The organism is Achromobacter spanius (assembly GCF_002966795.1).
GTDB classification, from domain to species: domain Bacteria; phylum Pseudomonadota; class Gammaproteobacteria; order Burkholderiales; family Burkholderiaceae_B; genus Achromobacter; species Achromobacter spanius_D.
This window is the reverse complement of record NZ_CP023270.1, coordinates 4,353,031-4,368,200: the sequence shown is the minus strand read 5'-3', so window position 1 is coordinate 4,368,200 and position 15,170 is coordinate 4,353,031. Positions and strand designations below refer to the sequence as shown.

The window sequence follows — 15,170 nt, the reverse complement described above, 5'->3', positions numbered from 1 at the left end:
GGAACGGACTCTACATCGATTTCGTACTAATCACGGGGTGCAGGTCATGAGGCCCACGTGCAGATCGACAAGCAGGGCAAACGTCTCATCTACGCGACCTGCCGCCTGCAGGTGGAAGGCCGCGTCATGCTCAAGGCGAGCGCCGTATTCGCGGTGCGGCATGCTGCGGTGCCTGCTTCGGACGGCTGATCGGCGAAGCCGGCATGGCCGGCAGCACAGGCAATCACCCGCGAAACCGTACCGTGAGCCGCGCTACAGATAAGGCGTGGCCAGCCAGATCACCTTGTTGCGAAGGCGTTTCGTAAAGGGCGCCTGCAGCAGATCCTCCAGCGTCACGCGGTGCGCGTTGGCGATCAACGCATCAACGCGCGCGCCGATCCAGCGCGCCACCTCGGGATCGTAGATCTCGGTGTCCAGCTCGAAATTCAATCGCAGGCTGCGCGGGTCCAGGTTCGACGAGCCGGCATAAGTCCAGGCGCCATCAACCGTCATCAACTTGGAGTGATCGAACGCACCGCTCGATCGCCACACGCGGCAGCCCGTGCGCACCACCTGGTCAAGCTGCGCGGTCATCGCGTAGTCCACCAGCCGCAGATTGTTCTTGCCCGGAATCACGATGTCCACCACGATGCCGCGGCGCGCAGCCGTGGCCAGCGCACCGATCAGCGTCTGATCGGGCAGAAAGTAGGGCGACTGAATCCGCACGTGATGCCGCGCCACGGCCAACGCACCCAGCAGCATGTTGTGCGTGCTACCCAGCGCGCGGTCCGGGCCGGACGGCACACAGCGGATCGGCACGCGGCCCGACGGCGGCAGGTAATCAGGATCGAACCACGGCTTGGCCGACAGCGATTCGTGCGTCGTGAAATTCCAGTCATGCGCGAACACCGACATGAGCTGCGTCACGATGGGTCCTTCCACGCGGAAATGCGTATCGTGATTGGTGGCATCCCCCGCCAGCGCGCTGACAAACGCCGCCCGCACGTTCATGCCGCCCGTGAACCCCACGCGTCCGTCAACCACCAGCACCTTGCGGTGGCTGCGCAGATTCGCGTAGGGCATGCGCAGGACACCCAGCGGATTGGTCATGAACCGCGCCACGGGAACGCCCGCTTGCGCCAGCATGCGCACGATCGGCGGCCGGGAATACTTCGATCCCACCGCATCGATCAGCACCCGCACCTGCACGCCGCGCGCCTGCGCTTCGATCAGCGCCTCGGCCATCTCGCGCCCGATCGGATCGTTATCGAAGATGTAGCTCTGCATTGCCACCGAGTGCTGCGCCTCGCGGATGGCCTGCAACATCGCGGGATACGTCTCGTCGCCACCCGACAGCGGCCGCACTTCGTTGCCGCCCAGAAGCTCGAACCGGCTCACGCGGTCGCCCAGCACCTTTAACGACGCAAACTGCTCGCCCGAAATCGGCACCACATCCACCGGCGCGGTCGCAACCTGCCCGGCATCCTCAAGCATCGCGTCGTCCCGCTGCTGCGACACCCGCGTCTTGCGGATACGGTTGATCCCCGCCACAAAATAGAAGAGCGCCCCGAGGATCGGCGAGAACATCGCCACCCCCACCCAGCCAATGGCCGCCCGCACATCCTGCTTGGTCATCGCGGCATGCACCGCCGCGCCCGTGCCCGCCACGATGCTGATGGCAAAGGCAACATGAGGCCAGTATTCGATCAAAAATGCGTGTATGCGATCCATGGCGACGGCTTGAGACACGGCCTCCTGTGTTTAACCAAGCGCAAGAATAGCAAGGCTGCCGCCTGTGGCAAGACTACTTTTCGAAGGCGATTTCACATCCTTCAAAAAATCGTGCTAGAATTCGGCCTCTTCGTTGTTGAGCATCTTTCGAAACAGATTTCAAAGACGCGCGGCGATGAAGGTAGTGAAGTAAAGCACTGAGGGAAACTGAAGTGCAGAGCAGTACCAGTGGTGGCTGTAGCTCAGTTGGTAGAGTCCCGGATTGTGATTCCGGTTGTCGTGGGTTCGAGCCCCATCAGCCACCCCAAGAATTTCAAAGAAATCAGCCGCTTAGAGCGGCTTTTTTCTTTTCTGCTGCCTGCAAATTTCTAATATCTGAGGCGCTCTCTAATTTAATTAGAACGTTGGGGTGACCTTCACCTTCCGGCGGCGGTCATAAACGCGGCGTGTTGTGGCGGCGTTTTTGTGGGTTTCAGGGTTCTGCTCCCGGCTGACCATCTCAGTGACGTACATGGCGCGCAGGTCATGCGCCGTAAAGCGCTCCCCGCCAGCTTTCACGAAGTCGGCCATTATCTTTGACCAGTTCGCTTTGAACCCGGAATCCGTATACGGTGCGCCCGAGCGCGCAGCGAATACATATGCCGTGCCGTGACGCTTGGATAGCCCCACGGCCTCCTTGAGCAGCGTGCTGAGGAGAGGGGACCAAGATATCAGGTACTCGCGATCAGCTTCCGTAGCCTTCAGCTTTGCGGCCCTCACTTTGACACCCTCGGCAGTCAATGCCGATTCCTCAAGCTCTAGAATCTCAGCTCGTCGGCGTCCAGTGATGCCAACCATGAGGCCTATCAGCGCCGTCATATAGCTGCCTTCACCCCGAGAGTTGGCGATCTCCACGAACCTGTTCACTTCGACGTTCTCAGGCTTTCTGGATCTCGGCCGCTCTGGGTTGCGGCTCACGCCGTGGCACGGGTTCGCGTCGGCCAAGCCGTGTCGAATACCGTAGTTGAACGCAGACCCCAGAGCAGCCATTTCGCGGTTTGCCCGGGTGCCCCTTCCTTTCTCGCGCATGGCATCAAGGTATTTCCCCTTGTGGGCCGGCTTGAACTCCCGCGGCTTCATGTGTCCGAACAATGGCAAGAGGTGTGTGTCGAATGCGTCCTCGTAGTCGTCTACGGTTCGCTCGGCTAGAGCTGAGGGGTCCGCTTTCTGAATCAGCGATCTCTGGAATGCAATGAATCCTTTGCACATATCTGCAATAGAACCCCTAGCGAAGCCGCCGCCCTCCAGTTCTCTGGCCTGTCGTTCGGCAGCTGCCCGGTCATTCCCGAGGCCGTGGTACTTCTTGTTAATGATGGTGTAGTACCCGCGCTGTAACGCCTTTGAGGTTGGGGCAATTCGTCAGCGGACGCGTGGTCCCGGCGACGCAGACCGTCGCCGGTGTCATCGAGATTGCGACAACGGCTGAGACCGGTGCGGCAACGGACGACACGCGCGCGGTGACTCCGTTGAAGCTCGGACAATTTGTCAGCGGTCGCGTCGTCCCTGCGACCGAGTCTGTCGCAGGCCTTATTGAGATTGCAACGACCGCCGAGACTGGAGCGGCGACCGATGACACGCGCGCCGTAACTCCGCTCAAGCTGGGCCAGTTCGTCAGCGGCCGCGTGATTCCCGCGACGGAGGCTGCGGCTGGCATTGCTCGCGTCGCAACGCAAGCGCAAACGAACGCCGGAACCGACGACGCTACCATCGTCACGCCCAAGAAGCTGCGTTTCGGCTTCTCCATGTCCCTGGGAAATAACGGATATCTTTCTTTCCCGTCGTGGCTTGGCGGCCTGATTCTGCAATGGGGGCGGGGCACGATCACGCTGAACAACAATACCAATCCAGTCTATTACACCGGATCGTATGCGGCGACCTTGCCGATCCCTTTCCCGAACAACATCTTTGGCGTGTTTCCGACCATCGGCAATACGCCGAACGCGCTGGATACGATCAGCGTTGCAGGCATGACGACCGCGTCGGTTTCATTTACCGGAGCGACGTCGAACGAAGCAGCGCAAGCGCCCAACCTCTACTACCTCGCCATCGGGAACTGATATGGAAAACGAGAATGTCGAGCTTGAACCTGTGCAGAATGAATCGGTGGCCGAGAATGAGCCTGTGCCGCCGATATTCCTACTCACCATCGACGCGCAAGGTTTTCCCGACAATCTTCCGCGCCACGTACGAAGAAAACGGAACGTGGCCGAAAGACGGGTTTGAAGTCCCCGCCAGCGTGGCTGAAGCCTATATTCAATCCGAATCCAGGCATGAGCAAGAAATCGTCGAGACGGGGTCCGACAGTTTCGAAATCGTGGGTATGCAATGAGCGCCGAACGTGAGGCCATTCTTGGTGATTCCGTCCAAGCCCAGGTTTACACCGCAGGCTCGAACCTGGGCGATCAGTCCCATTTGACGGCCGCGCAATTGCCTCGGTGGCTGAATATCGCCATCAATAATCTGTCGTCGCCTGGTGCAAGGATGACCGATGGCGGACAGCAGGGTTTTGGCGCAGCCTCAAACAAAAACGTCATAACGATGGTCCGCGGCTATGCGCCGATGAAGGGTATTGTGATAACCCTCGGGACCAACGATTGGGCGAACCCTGGGACGTCCGCCCAGTCACTGCTGGATTCCTATCGCGGGATGATCCAGCACTGCAAGGCGTTAGGTTTGGCGGTGGTCGGGCTCAGCCCGCTTAACCGCTCCGGCGGTGGAAATGGCGTCCAGCATCCTGACGGCATCCATACCTTGGCGCAATTCCAGTACTGGATTGAGGCGGTTTGCCAAGAGCAGGGAGCCAAAGTGATTCAGGGCGGCGCGGAGCCGCTGGCTGCCGAACACTTCGCGGACGGCTGCATTTGAATGCGCTGGGCCACGACGTGTTCTGCGCGTGGCTGATCGAAAAAATGCGCGGTCTCGGGGTCTGGACCGCAATCTAGGGGCGTGGGTGCCCTACCGGCGACAGTCCTGAGTAGGTTTCCCGGAGGAGTAACCCAGCATGCGACAGTCAATGGGCTTGGCGTGCTTGGGCGAAAAAATCACGGCCAGAGCGCAGAGGACGGCAGCCAGCGCGATAAAAGGAACGATCCTTTTCATGTCATTTGAAATAAAAAAGTAACGATTCGCTTCATAGTTTACTCCATTCGGATTACTACTTTTTTAGAGTAGGACGATGGATACCAACCCACTATGGCGGGTTTTTTTACGTCTATAGGGGGACGGGTTTGAACATCCAAGACTTCGACGCCTTCGCGGCGAAATTCGCCGGGGTTCTGGCGCCGCGGTATCCATGCGATACCTGCAAGGATCTTGGCCGGCGCGCCTGAGCATGGCTGCCAGCGGTTCGCTGGTGGCCTATTACGCCTCGCCTTACCTCTCACTCATGTTGGGCATTCCCGAAGGTCTGGCGGGCTTCCTGACCGGGATGTTCGGCATGGCCATCGTGTCGCGCGCCTGGGAGGCGGTACAGGCTGCGCCCGTGGGCGCTCTTTGGCAGGCCGTCATAGACCGCGTGCGCGGCAAAGGGGCGTGACATGGACAGCACCGTCATTCTCACACTGTGGGCGGTGCTTGCTTTCGTCTGCTGACTGGTGGTGGCCGGCGGCGCGGCGCTGGCCGTCTTCGCGCGCGGTATCAAGGACACAACGCTGGAGCGGATCGGCCTGTCCGCCGTCTGCCTGACAGCGATCGGCGCGGCCTGCCGCATATTCGTGGCGGGCTGGGCGAGCGCGGGAGACGCGGCGCTCGCGGCATCGGCCGCCTTCTATGTGGCTGCGGTGACGGCCAAGCACATCAGGAGTTCCAAGCAATGACCCTTGCCGAAATCGTCGCCTCGGGCATCAACCCCGCATTGGCGCTGCTGCCACCCAAGATGGACACGCCCGAAGCGCGCATCATGCTGCTCGCGATCGGTCTACAAGAGTTCTCTCATGCCGTTAGACACTATTACGGAGAGGTAGCGTTGCTCGGCAGGTCGCGCTACAGGCAAAAAAATACCCAGGCTGGTGACCTGGGCGAATTGCGCCGCGATCCGCCGGCACGGGCGGCGCGATCGCCCGACGGGACGTCCCAACCATAATAAATTTACTAATGTCCGTGTGCTGAACACTTCTCCCGCTGCGTCTGTTGCATCCACCATCAACAGGCAACAAGGTCGGTCGGTACTTAAGCAGCCAAATTGGTTGCCGGCCACCGCGCGCCAAAGGTTTATCCCTTGTGATAACTAAGGCCGGCCGTCTCCCGCAGGGCTTTGCCGACAGATTCGCGAGTCGTCCAATCCTTTACCAAACATACTGAGGTGCTATCATGTGACGAACTGTTATAAAAATAAGGAATTGTAATGTTTGCTTTTACTAAGGCTGGCGCAAAGAAGTACTTACTGGGTTTTAGCATTGGTGCCTCGGCGCTTTTTGCCCCATTCGCCGTCTCCGCCGCCGGCTGCAGCTTTAAATCGTCAGCATCCCCTGACATGAGGGCAATCGTCGCTGAAAATGGAGGATTTCCGATTGGCGATGATATGTGCGCCAAGCTGAACAAGAACAATCTTCGCCTCGACTTTTCGGGGATGGCCACAGTCTTGGATGGCGTCTCGGTTGGCTGGGCATCGGTCACGATTTCGGATTTGAGAACGGGTTTAACGTCGTCCGAACACTCGATGAATACCGCGGTGAACGCTAGAGTCGCCAGCATGGACAAAGCGAAAGCCCTCACTTACGAGGCGCTTGGTAGTGCGGTAAGGACGCTCGATCTGAATAAGGCTATGGCCGCCTTGAAAGTCGAGATAGCCGCTCGAAAACGATAGGCAAGCCGCCACTTTGAAGCGGCGATTTCGCACAAGACTTATTGGCCACCTATCGACAAATTCAGGCAGTGAGCCACTGCATCCACCACCCTTGGTAGTAGCGCCGTCCGTCGATCTCTTCGAAGCCGCAAACCATCATGCCCCGGGTGGAGCAGAAGGTGAGCAGCTCGGGTTCGAGCAGGTCGGGGATCGGGCCCTTCGCGGTCGCGCCGAACTTGGCCAGGCCGTCCATCGTCATGACGCGCACCTGACGGCGCATGTCCTCCCGCGTGATCGAGTACATCCGCACGGAGCCGGTGACGGCGGGGGCCGGGTCGTTGTCGCGGCACTTCTGGCCGAGGTAGTGGGTGCGGACGACGGAGCAAAGCATGATTTTGCTGCGATAAAGCTGTATGGATATACAGTAAGTGGCAGCAGAATTGGGGTCAGGTCAGCGGCGTGGCGACGAGCTTTTCGGAGGGGAAGGGTACGAGGAAGTCGCGGCTTTGATCCGCGCTGGCGATCAGCCAGTCGCCGTAGGTGCCCTCGGGAAGGATCACCACCATGCGTTTTTCTTTGTTAGGTCGTTGGTAGTCGCGAAACAGCGGATCTTGGTCGGCGTGGATGGTGAGCATGGTGTAGCTGTCCTGCCATTGACCGGTCGCGTCGCGGTAGCGATCCCACAGTCCGGCCACGCCCAGCGGCGCGCCATCGGCCCGGGTGAAGCGCGTGGTCACGGCTTTGCCGGATCGCCAGTCGGGTTCGAAGATGGCATCGGCAGGGATGATGCAACGCCTGCGCCCAGCGCCAGGCATTGCGGAAGCTGAAAGCGTTGGCCACGCGGTCGTCGCGCGCGTTGAAGGTCGACAGCTTCTCCGCGCCGGGCAGAGCGTCCGGGCGGGTGGAACCAGATATCAGGCCCCAGCGGCCCGTCACGGCTTCGATGTCGCGCACCGCGTCGTCGCCGGCGTCATGCCGGCGGCCGATGGACGAAGATGCCTTGTTACCTCGGCCACATGTCGTACGTGCCCAGCACGCCCGGCCTGGTCACTCCGAACTTCTTCAGCAGCAGCTTGGCGTCTTTCAGGGTCTGGTAGTGGCTGCACATGGCGGTCCGGGCAGGGGGATGAAGTAGGACCTAGTCTGTCGATTTGCACAGCGATGTCGTTCTAATATTCAAGCCGGAAGCGGCGTGGATGCGTTGGCGTGTGCGGTCGTTTATTAGAAGAATTTCGCCGCCGAGCCGCGCCGATCCTAGAAGGCGCCACGGATTGTGATTCCGGTTGTCGTGGGTTCGAGCCCCATCAGCCACCCCAAGAATTCCCAATACATTACAGGCGCTTAGGCGCCTGTTTTGCTTTCTCGGGGAGATTCTGGGGAGAAATCGCCGTTTCGAGGCGCCTCATCTCCAACTCGTTCTGATCGCCGTCCAGCCCCACGCTGTGGCCCAACTGCTTCGCGCAGAAGGCCGGCATCATCCCAGCCATCAGCATCACCGTCGCGTACGTGTGCCGCATGTTGTACGGCCTTCTATAGCGAATCCCCAGCAGTTTCAGCGTCGGCGTCCAGAAGCTTCGCCGAAATGCGCGCTCGTCTTCCCATTGCGCTGAGTAACGCGGGTCGTTGAAAACCGCAGCGCCGGCCATCTGAGTGTGGTCGCGCTGGGCCTGGGTGGCTCCCAGCGCGCGGCTGTTCAGGATGACTTGGCGAGCCACGGCCGTCTTGGTCCGGTCTTTGCGCTCACCCCGAGCCAGTGCTTCCGCCGCCAGGACGGAACCGGATGCGAGATCTACATTCGGCCACTGCAATCCAAAGACTTCAGACGTATGCAGGCCGCTCCAAAACCAGAACTCGATCAGGTTGTGGACCTGCCCGGGAAACCGCTGAACGACGGACTCCAGAATGCTCTCCATCTCCCCGCGGCTGAGCGGGTCGGGTGGCTCTCGTTGATATTTCGCCCGCGGGATTCCATGGGCCGGATTCTCCGTCAGGATGCGGTCCTGAACGGCCAGGTTTAGGGCCTCGCGCACGACCGACACATAGTTGTTGATGGTCTTTCCGGACAAGTCCGGGCGGCCGGCATCGATGGTCAGGAAATGACTGAGGTTGGCGGATAGCTGCGGATAGTCCCCAGGCGCGCGCCGTGGTGGTCACAGATTGAGTGCTTCCGGAACTTGATGGCGCTGGCATACCCATCGCGCGTCGAAGACTCGATGCGCTGGGCCGACAGCCAGGTGTCGAGCTGCCCGCTGACAGGATTCGAAGAACCTCGGTGTTTATAATCGCCCGGGGCTGAGAGTGGCCAACCGATAATCACAACACGCAGATTAGAAGAATATTTCGAATGTCAGACGTGCACTTGAAATACCGGCCTGAAATTGACGGATTACGCGCTGTCGCGGTGTTGGCGGTCATTCTGTTCCACGCGAAGGTTCCGGGAATGGCCGGGGGATTCGTCGGCGTTGATATCTTTTTCGTTATCAGCGGCTACCTCATAACGACGATCATCGCGCGCGAGCTGGATGCCGGCTCATTCTCGTTTGCCAGCTTTTACGAACGGCGCGCCCGGCGCATTCTTCCTGCGCTCTTGGCCGTCCTGATCGGCACCGCCATTGCGGCGTGGTTTCTACAGGGACCGTATGCGCTGGTGCGTCTGGGGCAGGGGCTGGTCGCGGTCACCACCTTCGTTTCCAATATCTTCTTTTGGAACACGACGAACTATTTCACAGCAGGGCTGGACAACCCGCTGCTGCACACATGGAGCCTCAGCGTCGAAGAGCAGTTCTATGTGCTGTTCCCGCTACTCATGATCGCCATCTGGCGTTTTGCGCGGGGCTCACTGGTCTGGATCCTGTTGCTTTGTGCGCTTGCGTCATTGGCGGTCAGCGAGGCGGCGGTCCAAACGGGGCGATCTCTCGCCGCGTTTTATTGGCTTCCGACGCGCGCGTATGAGCTGTTGATTGGCTCGCTCGCCGCGGTGTCGCCCTTCGGGAGGTTCCTGGCTGCTCGGCCGAATATCCGCACCCTGGTCGGGTGGATCGGTGCCGCCGGCGTGTTTGGCGCCATCCTGACTTTCGACAGCTCCGTGTTCTTCCCGGGCCTGTCCGCGCTGATACCCGCCGTGGGTTCGGCGTTCGTTCTCTTGGGCGCTACGCGGACTAATTCGCTGGGGCGGATCCTGTCGGTGCGGCCGCTGGTGTGGGTGGGGCTCATCTCCTACAGCGCCTATCTGGTCCACCAGCCTTTGTTCACGTTCGCGCACATTATCCGGCCCGGCTTCGGGATTCGCGGTAGCTTGATCTTGACGGTATTGGCTGTGGGGCTTGGCTGGATCAGTTGGCGTGTGATCGAAAAGCCATTTCGGGACCGTGCACAATTCAAGACACGGCCGGCCATGTGGACGCTAGGGCTTGGATCGTTGGCCGTCTTCGGCATCGGGATAGCTCTGTGGATAGGGCAGGGTGCCGTAGTTCGCCACAACGAAGAACAGAAGCGCTGGCAGGCGTACGACAATATCGAGGCGCAGACTCCCTATGTCATCACTCGATTCAACGCGCTTGAGAAAGACTTTGATGAAGTCGCCAAACGCCGCGTGCTGGTGATCGGCGACAGCCAGGGGCAAGATTTCGTCAATATGGCTTTCGAGGCCGGCGCCTGGAAGGACGACGAGGTCCGGACCATCTATGTGCCTGCGCTGTGCCAGATCGTCTGGACGGATGACGATGTGTCGGCTCACATCCCGGCGGCCGAGCGGCACATGTGCGCGAACGCTCGCTCCTTGAAGACGTCCACGGCCCAGGTTGCGAAGGCTGACGTGGTTTTCCTGGTCGCGAACTGGCATATGTGGTCCGCATCCAGGCTGCGAGAGACGATTCAACGCATGAAGTTGCGTCCGGAACAGCGCTTGTTTGTGGTCGGGCCGAAGGAGTTTGCCCCGCCAGACATTCGCAACATGATGCGGAAAACCGCGAAAGAGCGTGCCAAGGTTCGGTCTTTCCCCAACGCTGAACGCCTGGGTATTAGCCAAACTCTGCAGAAGGCGGTCGCAGGCTTAGGCACCTATGTGGACGTCTTCAACGGGGTATGCGTAAAGAATGGCTGCCCGACCGTCACCCCCGACGACGAACTGATTTCTTACGATCGAATCCATCTTACTGAAGGCGGTGCGCGCTATCTTGGACCGCTTTTGTTCAAAAATAGCTCACTGCGTGAATTCATAGGTGCGGAGTGATGATCGTTGCCATGCGACGGACTGCATCGTCATGACGCGCACTTGGCGCCGCATGTCCTCGCGCGTGATCGAGTACATTCGCACCGTTCCGGTCACGGCGTACTCCTGGCGGAATTAGACGCATAACCAAGTGTTCTAGATGGGGATCTTCCTTAGGACGAGATCCTCGGCGCCGACACGCCAATCACATGGCCTTAACGCGGTCCCGGTCGCGACGTATCCCCCCAAAATTAGAAATCCTCTGATGGGAAGGCGTCCCGCCTCGTTCCTATACTTCGTCCCTCGTGTGCAGGCCGATGCAGATTGCCGGACGCGCTTCTCAGCTATCGCCGCGCCAGGCCGATACCGCGCAAGTATTCCGGTGCCTACACCTTTGATCGCGCAAGTCCGTTGCGGCCTGCATGCCAAGCGATCAAGCGAGGTGGCCGCTAGGTAATCGTCACTGGGTCTGCAACTGCTTGCCGCCGTGTTGGCCGCTTTGCATTCTTGCCATTACTGATGATGCCGTATTCCGAACAGTCGCTGAGGTGGGGGCAGTATCGCCCGCGTTTAATCCAAGATGCCCGCCTCGCGCCGCGGGTCAATGCAGCATCCGCGGCCGAGTTCAATCCCACCCCCAATCCCACCCCCTCTGCCAACCCCGCCGGCGCCAAGGCATACATCGTTGACGAGGACGAATCGTCGGCGTGGGCGGTCCGGCGGATTCTTGGGGATTTTTCCATTGAGGTCGTGCAGAGCCGAACGGCACGCGATTTCCTGTCCATTTATTCGGCGGGCGAGTGCGACTGCCTGATCATGGATTTCGGAAAGCCGTCGGCCGACACGGCGTCGCAGCGAGACATGGTGCAGGCGAATGCGACCTTGCCAACCATCTTCATCAAGGCCGAACCCGAGTTCGGGGATGCGGTTGAAGCGATGCGGCGCGGCGCGGTCGACTTCTTTGCCAAGCCCTTGACTTCAAGCCGGCTCTGCCAAGCCATTCACTTTGCGCTGCGCTTGAGTCGTGGCGCTCACCTGAACCGGGTCCGGGCGGACGAGGAGGAAGCGCGCAAAGCGATGCTCACGCCGCGCGAACTGGTGATTGTTCAGGGCGTGATAGCCGGCAACTCAAGCAAGGAGATCGCGGAGCATCTCCACATATCGGTCCGAACCGTCGACAACCACAAGGCGCGGGTTTATTCGAAGCTGAATATCAACACCTCGCTCGCCTTGGCCCGCCTTTTCATTGGTCTGATAAAGCCCGGCACTGACTGGCGTTTCACTGATGTAGACCCCGATGACGTGCCTGCAAAAGGGTAGTTTTACTCTGCATTCCAGTCTGTCGATCTTGAAATAATGTGACGCCCAGTTTCCAGATTCGTTGACGCTGAACGTGGCCTGCAGCCTTGCGCGACGCCGTGATGTCAATGCAAAGCGGCAAAACGGAGCATCAAGGTCTGTGTGAAGAACACGAGGTGATTGGGGTCTCGCAAATTGGTCGCCGTCGCGCCCGGCTTGCCGAGAAATGTATAACGCGCACAGCGCATCGTTGATTAAGTCACAAGGACCGTTATGAACAAGAAAATGATCTCCCGATTCGCGTGCTTGGGAGTCGCTGTTGGACTGATCGCAGTCAAGCCAGGCCAAGTCATCGCTGCCGAAGACTTCAAACCGCCCGTGGGAAAGATCACGCAACGTGCAGCGCCCGCCAAAGGGGCGCCGGCAGCCTCCACGAACGCGTCGGCCGCATCGGGGGCGACCGCAGGGGGGCAGGACATCGCCCGTGCCCGTTCGACGGCCGCGGCGCCGGACAAGGGCCTTTCCATCACCTCGGGTGCAACACTCAATTCCCAACTGATCCGGGTGCGCACGTCGGGCGGCACAGGATCGTTGAATTTCCGGCTGCTCGACACCAGCGGCAAGCCTGCCGAGCTGCCTGCCGGCCTGGTGTTTGGATCCGATGGTTCGCTGTCTGGCGCGGCACCCTCGGTCGCTAGCCCCAAGACGCTGACGTATCTCATCCAGGTCGAAGACAGCGGTGGCGGCAAGGCCAGCCGCACGGTGCAATTGACCATCAATCCGCCCTTGAACGTCGAGGGCGGTTCCATTCAAGCGACGGCGGGTGGACGAATCAAGAGCCCGGTCAAGTTCATCAACGTCAGCGGCGGTACGGGCAACTACGCCGTTTCCTATTCCAACCCCGACGGCAGCGCCATGCGCATGCCCTCCGGTCTGGTGCTTGACGGTAGCGGCCGCGTTAGCGGCGCCGTGCCCAAGTCCTCGGAGAAAATGGTGGGGCTGACGGCCACCATCAGCGACGAGGGCGGCGCCCGAGTCTCCATTCCCGTCGATTTCAACCTGGCGCCCGCGCTGGAAATCTCGACCCATCCGATTGAGCTGACCGCGGGCGCCACGATGCCGTCCGCGCTGCCTGTGGTGAACGCCAACGGCGGGAGCGGCGCCGTGCGCTACACGCTGTTCGACAAGGACGGCACGACGCCCGCCCGGCTTCCCGAAGGCCTGAAGTTTGACGAGGCCACCGGCACGCTGCGCGGTTTGGTGCCGCCGACGCCGCAAGAAGGCCGGTACGTGGTGCTGGCCCAAGACGCTGGCGGCGGCGAGGCAACCGCCCGATTCGAATGGAAGATCAATCCCCAGCTTCAGATTTCGTTCGAATAACCTAGTTTGACCCCAAGACGCCCGCCTTCTGCATTTTGTATGCAGACGGCGGGCGTCTTGTTTGTTGCGGGGTTGCCCGGGCTCCCCGGTTGCGAAGCAGACGCCGACCAAAATTTCCCCCGGATCCGTGCGATTCAGTACGTAACATATCTTTCCGGCTGGATGCCATTCGAAATTGACGATGGCGATATGCTTGCTATCTCACTCGTATCTACGGGAAAGCCATGAGCGCAACGATTGAAGAACAGACTGCGGCTTTCAAGCCCGACGCCCGGATTTCGACTGGAAACTTCGGCATTGATGACATCCTCGGCGGCGGCTTGGACCCCAACAAAATGTATCTCTGCGAAGGCAGGCCGGGCACGGGCAAGACGACCATGGGAATGCAGTTCCTGTTGGAAGGCGTGCGCCAAGGCGAGCGCGCACTTTATGTCGCACTGTCCGAAAGCCCGGCAGAGCTCAACTTGGTCGCGCACCGCCACGGATGGTCATTGGACGGTGTCGAGATCCTTGAGCTGGTATCCGAAGAGGTGCTGGACCCCGATCGGGAGCTCACCGTGCTGCATCCCGCCGAGATGGAGCTTACCGAGACCACGCGCCTGATTCTGGACAAGGTCGAATCGCTTGATCCGGCGCGGGTCGTCATTGACAGCCTGTCGGAACTGCGTCTGCTGGCGCAGGGCTCGCTGCGGTATCGCCGCCAGATCCTGGCGATGAAGCACTTTTTCGCGAATCGCTCGTGCACGGTGATTCTGCTGGACGACCAGGCGGCCAAAGAGGACGACCTGCAGTTGCACTCCATCTCGCACGGCGTCATCGCACTTGAGCAGATTGCGGTCGACTACGGCGCCCAGCGGCGGCGGCTGCGCATACTGAAAATGCGCGGGATGGATTTTCGCGGCGGCTACCACGACTTCACGATCAAGAGGGGTGGGCTGGAGGTCTATCCGCGGCTCGTCGCGGCGGAGCACCACAAAGAGTTTGCCCCGACTCCCACGCCCAGCGGCAATGCCGAACTGGATAGCTTGTTGGGGGGCGGACTGGATCGCGGGACGAATGTTCTGCTGATTGGTGCGGCAGGGGTGGGAAAGTCCTCGCTCGCGTCGACCTACGCGCTGGCTGCAACGCAGCGCGGCGATCATGCGGCAATCTTCGCGTTCGACGAGTCGCGGGCCACTTTTTTTGAGCGCGCCCGGGCGCTAGGCATGCCGCTGGAATCCGCGCGGGAAGCGGGGCTTCTGACCTTCAAGCAAATCGATCCCGCGGAAATGGCGCCGGGCGAATTCACGGCGCTGGTTCGCCGCGCGGTCGAGGAGGATGGCGCGCGGGTGGTGGTGTTCGACAGCCTGAACGGCTATTTGAATGCAATGCCCGACGGCCGCTTCCTGATTCTGCAGATGCACGAACTGTTGAGCTATCTGGGGCAGCAGGGCGTGACGACGGTGATGATCCTGGCCCAGCATGGTTTGGTGGGACCGATGGAAACGCCCATGGACATCAGCTATCTCAGCGATACGGTAATCATGCTGCGGTATTTTGAGTTTGACGGGCGCGTCAGGCGCGCCATTTCCGTCGTCAAAAAACGCAGTGGCCCGCACGAGCATGCCATCCGCGAATTCAGCATGTCGGGAGAAGGGCTGGTCGTTGGCCCGCCATTGACCTCGTTTCATGGAATATTCTCCGGAACGCCGCAATACACCGGCGACGACTTGCGCCTTCTGCTGAACAATCCCGATGCGCCGACCTGAG

General features: G+C 60.3%; 16 protein-coding genes, 1 tRNA gene and 1 pseudogene. 13 read left to right on the top strand and 5 right to left on the bottom strand.

The window, feature by feature from the left end:
- Positions 1–48: 48 nt before the first annotated feature.
- A pseudogene (locus tag CLM73_RS19735) lies at positions 49–189 on the top strand (PaaI family thioesterase); the annotation flags it as partial.
- 63 nt (positions 190–252) lie between these two features.
- Here the strand turns inward: CLM73_RS19735 and CLM73_RS19730 are convergent.
- Entirely contained in the window at positions 253–1,710 is a 1,458-nt protein-coding gene (locus tag CLM73_RS19730; protein ID WP_105239869.1) for a phospholipase D-like domain-containing protein, read from the bottom strand.
- Positions 1,711–1,941: 231 nt separating this feature from the next.
- Here CLM73_RS19730 and CLM73_RS19725 point away from each other — a divergent pair.
- Positions 1,942–2,017: transfer RNA gene (locus CLM73_RS19725), tRNA-His, on the top strand.
- Between the two features lie 89 nt (positions 2,018–2,106).
- Here CLM73_RS19725 and CLM73_RS19720 read toward each other — a convergent pair.
- The gene (locus CLM73_RS19720; protein ID WP_105239868.1) at positions 2,107–2,958 is read right to left on the bottom strand and encodes a site-specific integrase; all 852 of its coding nucleotides are present in this window, start codon (positions 2,956–2,958) and stop codon (positions 2,107–2,109) included.
- Positions 2,959–3,095: 137 nt separating this feature from the next.
- Between CLM73_RS19720 and CLM73_RS19715 the strand changes: the two genes are divergently transcribed.
- The 7 genes from CLM73_RS19715 to CLM73_RS19685 all read left to right on the top strand — a co-directional run bounded on the left by CLM73_RS19715 (position 3,096) and on the right by CLM73_RS19685 (position 6,553).
- Positions 3,096–3,806 carry a gp53-like domain-containing protein gene (locus tag CLM73_RS19715; RefSeq protein WP_105239867.1) on the top strand — a complete coding sequence of 237 codons (711 nt, stop codon included), beginning with the start codon at positions 3,096–3,098 and terminating at the stop codon, positions 3,804–3,806.
- A 1-nt stretch (position 3,807) separates the two neighbouring features.
- Positions 3,808–3,972 (top strand): hypothetical protein, encoded by a 165-nt coding sequence (locus CLM73_RS28980; protein ID WP_158685894.1) that lies wholly within the window; start codon positions 3,808–3,810, stop codon positions 3,970–3,972.
- Between the two features lie 102 nt (positions 3,973–4,074).
- A complete protein-coding gene (locus tag CLM73_RS19705) occupies positions 4,075–4,614 on the top strand; it encodes an SGNH/GDSL hydrolase family protein (protein ID WP_105239865.1) in 540 nt (179 codons plus the stop codon).
- A 466-nt stretch (positions 4,615–5,080) separates the two neighbouring features.
- Entirely contained in the window at positions 5,081–5,284 is a 204-nt protein-coding gene (locus CLM73_RS19700; RefSeq protein WP_234015688.1) for a hypothetical protein, read from the top strand.
- Positions 5,285–5,345: 61 nt separating this feature from the next.
- Complete coding sequence (locus CLM73_RS19695) at positions 5,346–5,564, top strand: hypothetical protein (protein WP_234015687.1); 219 nt, start codon at positions 5,346–5,348, stop codon at positions 5,562–5,564.
- Positions 5,561–5,830 carry a hypothetical protein gene (locus tag CLM73_RS19690; protein ID WP_105239864.1) on the top strand — a complete coding sequence of 90 codons (270 nt, stop codon included), beginning with the start codon at positions 5,561–5,563 and terminating at the stop codon, positions 5,828–5,830. The genes CLM73_RS19695 and CLM73_RS19690 overlap by 4 nt, the downstream gene beginning before the upstream one ends.
- A gap of 261 nt (positions 5,831–6,091) precedes the next feature.
- Positions 6,092–6,553 carry a hypothetical protein gene (locus CLM73_RS19685; protein WP_105239863.1) on the top strand — a complete coding sequence of 154 codons (462 nt, stop codon included), beginning with the start codon at positions 6,092–6,094 and terminating at the stop codon, positions 6,551–6,553.
- Between the two features lie 61 nt (positions 6,554–6,614).
- On the opposite strand, the gene CLM73_RS19680 is transcribed toward CLM73_RS19685, so the two are convergent.
- The 3 genes from CLM73_RS19680 to CLM73_RS19670 all read right to left on the bottom strand — a co-directional run bounded on the left by CLM73_RS19680 (position 6,615) and on the right by CLM73_RS19670 (position 8,598).
- Complete coding sequence (locus CLM73_RS19680; protein ID WP_234015686.1) at positions 6,615–6,923, bottom strand: hypothetical protein; 309 nt, start codon at positions 6,921–6,923, stop codon at positions 6,615–6,617.
- A gap of 55 nt (positions 6,924–6,978) precedes the next feature.
- Positions 6,979–7,347 (bottom strand): SOS response-associated peptidase family protein, encoded by a 369-nt coding sequence (locus tag CLM73_RS29350; protein WP_325048238.1) that lies wholly within the window; start codon positions 7,345–7,347, stop codon positions 6,979–6,981.
- Positions 7,348–7,863: 516 nt separating this feature from the next.
- Positions 7,864–8,598 carry a tyrosine-type recombinase/integrase gene (locus tag CLM73_RS19670; protein ID WP_234015685.1) on the bottom strand — a complete coding sequence of 245 codons (735 nt, stop codon included), beginning with the start codon at positions 8,596–8,598 and terminating at the stop codon, positions 7,864–7,866.
- Positions 8,599–8,876: 278 nt separating this feature from the next.
- Between CLM73_RS19670 and CLM73_RS19665 the strand changes: the two genes are divergently transcribed.
- The 4 genes from CLM73_RS19665 to CLM73_RS19650 all read left to right on the top strand — a co-directional run bounded on the left by CLM73_RS19665 (position 8,877) and on the right by CLM73_RS19650 (position 15,169).
- Positions 8,877–10,763, top strand: a complete 1,887-nt coding sequence (locus CLM73_RS19665) for an acyltransferase family protein (RefSeq protein ID WP_105239862.1) — start codon at positions 8,877–8,879, stop codon at positions 10,761–10,763.
- Between the two features lie 498 nt (positions 10,764–11,261).
- The gene (locus CLM73_RS19660) at positions 11,262–12,062 is read left to right on the top strand and encodes a response regulator transcription factor (protein WP_105239861.1); all 801 of its coding nucleotides are present in this window, start codon (positions 11,262–11,264) and stop codon (positions 12,060–12,062) included.
- Positions 12,063–12,326: 264 nt separating this feature from the next.
- A complete protein-coding gene (locus tag CLM73_RS19655) occupies positions 12,327–13,421 on the top strand; it encodes an Ig domain-containing protein (RefSeq protein ID WP_105239860.1) in 1,095 nt (364 codons plus the stop codon).
- A gap of 224 nt (positions 13,422–13,645) precedes the next feature.
- The gene (locus CLM73_RS19650) at positions 13,646–15,169 is read left to right on the top strand and encodes an ATPase domain-containing protein (RefSeq protein WP_105239859.1); all 1,524 of its coding nucleotides are present in this window, start codon (positions 13,646–13,648) and stop codon (positions 15,167–15,169) included.
- The last annotated feature ends 1 nt before the right edge of the window (position 15,170 follow it).

Coding starts and splice junctions, on each gene's coding strand:
- CLM73_RS19660 (WP_105239861.1), top strand. CDS start 11,262: ATGATGCCGTATTCCGAACAGTCGCTGAGGTGGGGGCAGTATCGCCCG.
- CLM73_RS19680 (WP_234015686.1), bottom strand. CDS start 6,923: ATGCTTTGCTCCGTCGTCCGCACCCACTACCTCGGCCAGAAGTGCCGC.
- CLM73_RS28980 (WP_158685894.1), top strand. CDS start 3,808: ATGGAAAACGAGAATGTCGAGCTTGAACCTGTGCAGAATGAATCGGTG.
- CLM73_RS19685 (WP_105239863.1), top strand. CDS start 6,092: ATGTTTGCTTTTACTAAGGCTGGCGCAAAGAAGTACTTACTGGGTTTT.
- CLM73_RS19665 (WP_105239862.1), top strand. CDS start 8,877: ATGTCAGACGTGCACTTGAAATACCGGCCTGAAATTGACGGATTACGC.
- CLM73_RS19690 (WP_105239864.1), top strand. CDS start 5,561: ATGACCCTTGCCGAAATCGTCGCCTCGGGCATCAACCCCGCATTGGCG.
- CLM73_RS19650 (WP_105239859.1), top strand. CDS start 13,646: ATGAGCGCAACGATTGAAGAACAGACTGCGGCTTTCAAGCCCGACGCC.
- CLM73_RS29350 (WP_325048238.1), bottom strand. CDS start 7,347: ATGCCTGGCGCTGGGCGCAGGCGTTGCATCATCCCTGCCGATGCCATC.
- CLM73_RS19720 (WP_105239868.1), bottom strand. CDS start 2,958: ATGTGCAAAGGATTCATTGCATTCCAGAGATCGCTGATTCAGAAAGCG.
- CLM73_RS19700 (WP_234015688.1), top strand. CDS start 5,081: ATGGCTGCCAGCGGTTCGCTGGTGGCCTATTACGCCTCGCCTTACCTC.
- CLM73_RS19705 (WP_105239865.1), top strand. CDS start 4,075: ATGAGCGCCGAACGTGAGGCCATTCTTGGTGATTCCGTCCAAGCCCAG.
- CLM73_RS19730 (WP_105239869.1), bottom strand. CDS start 1,710: ATGGATCGCATACACGCATTTTTGATCGAATACTGGCCTCATGTTGCC.
- CLM73_RS19655 (WP_105239860.1), top strand. CDS start 12,327: ATGATCTCCCGATTCGCGTGCTTGGGAGTCGCTGTTGGACTGATCGCA.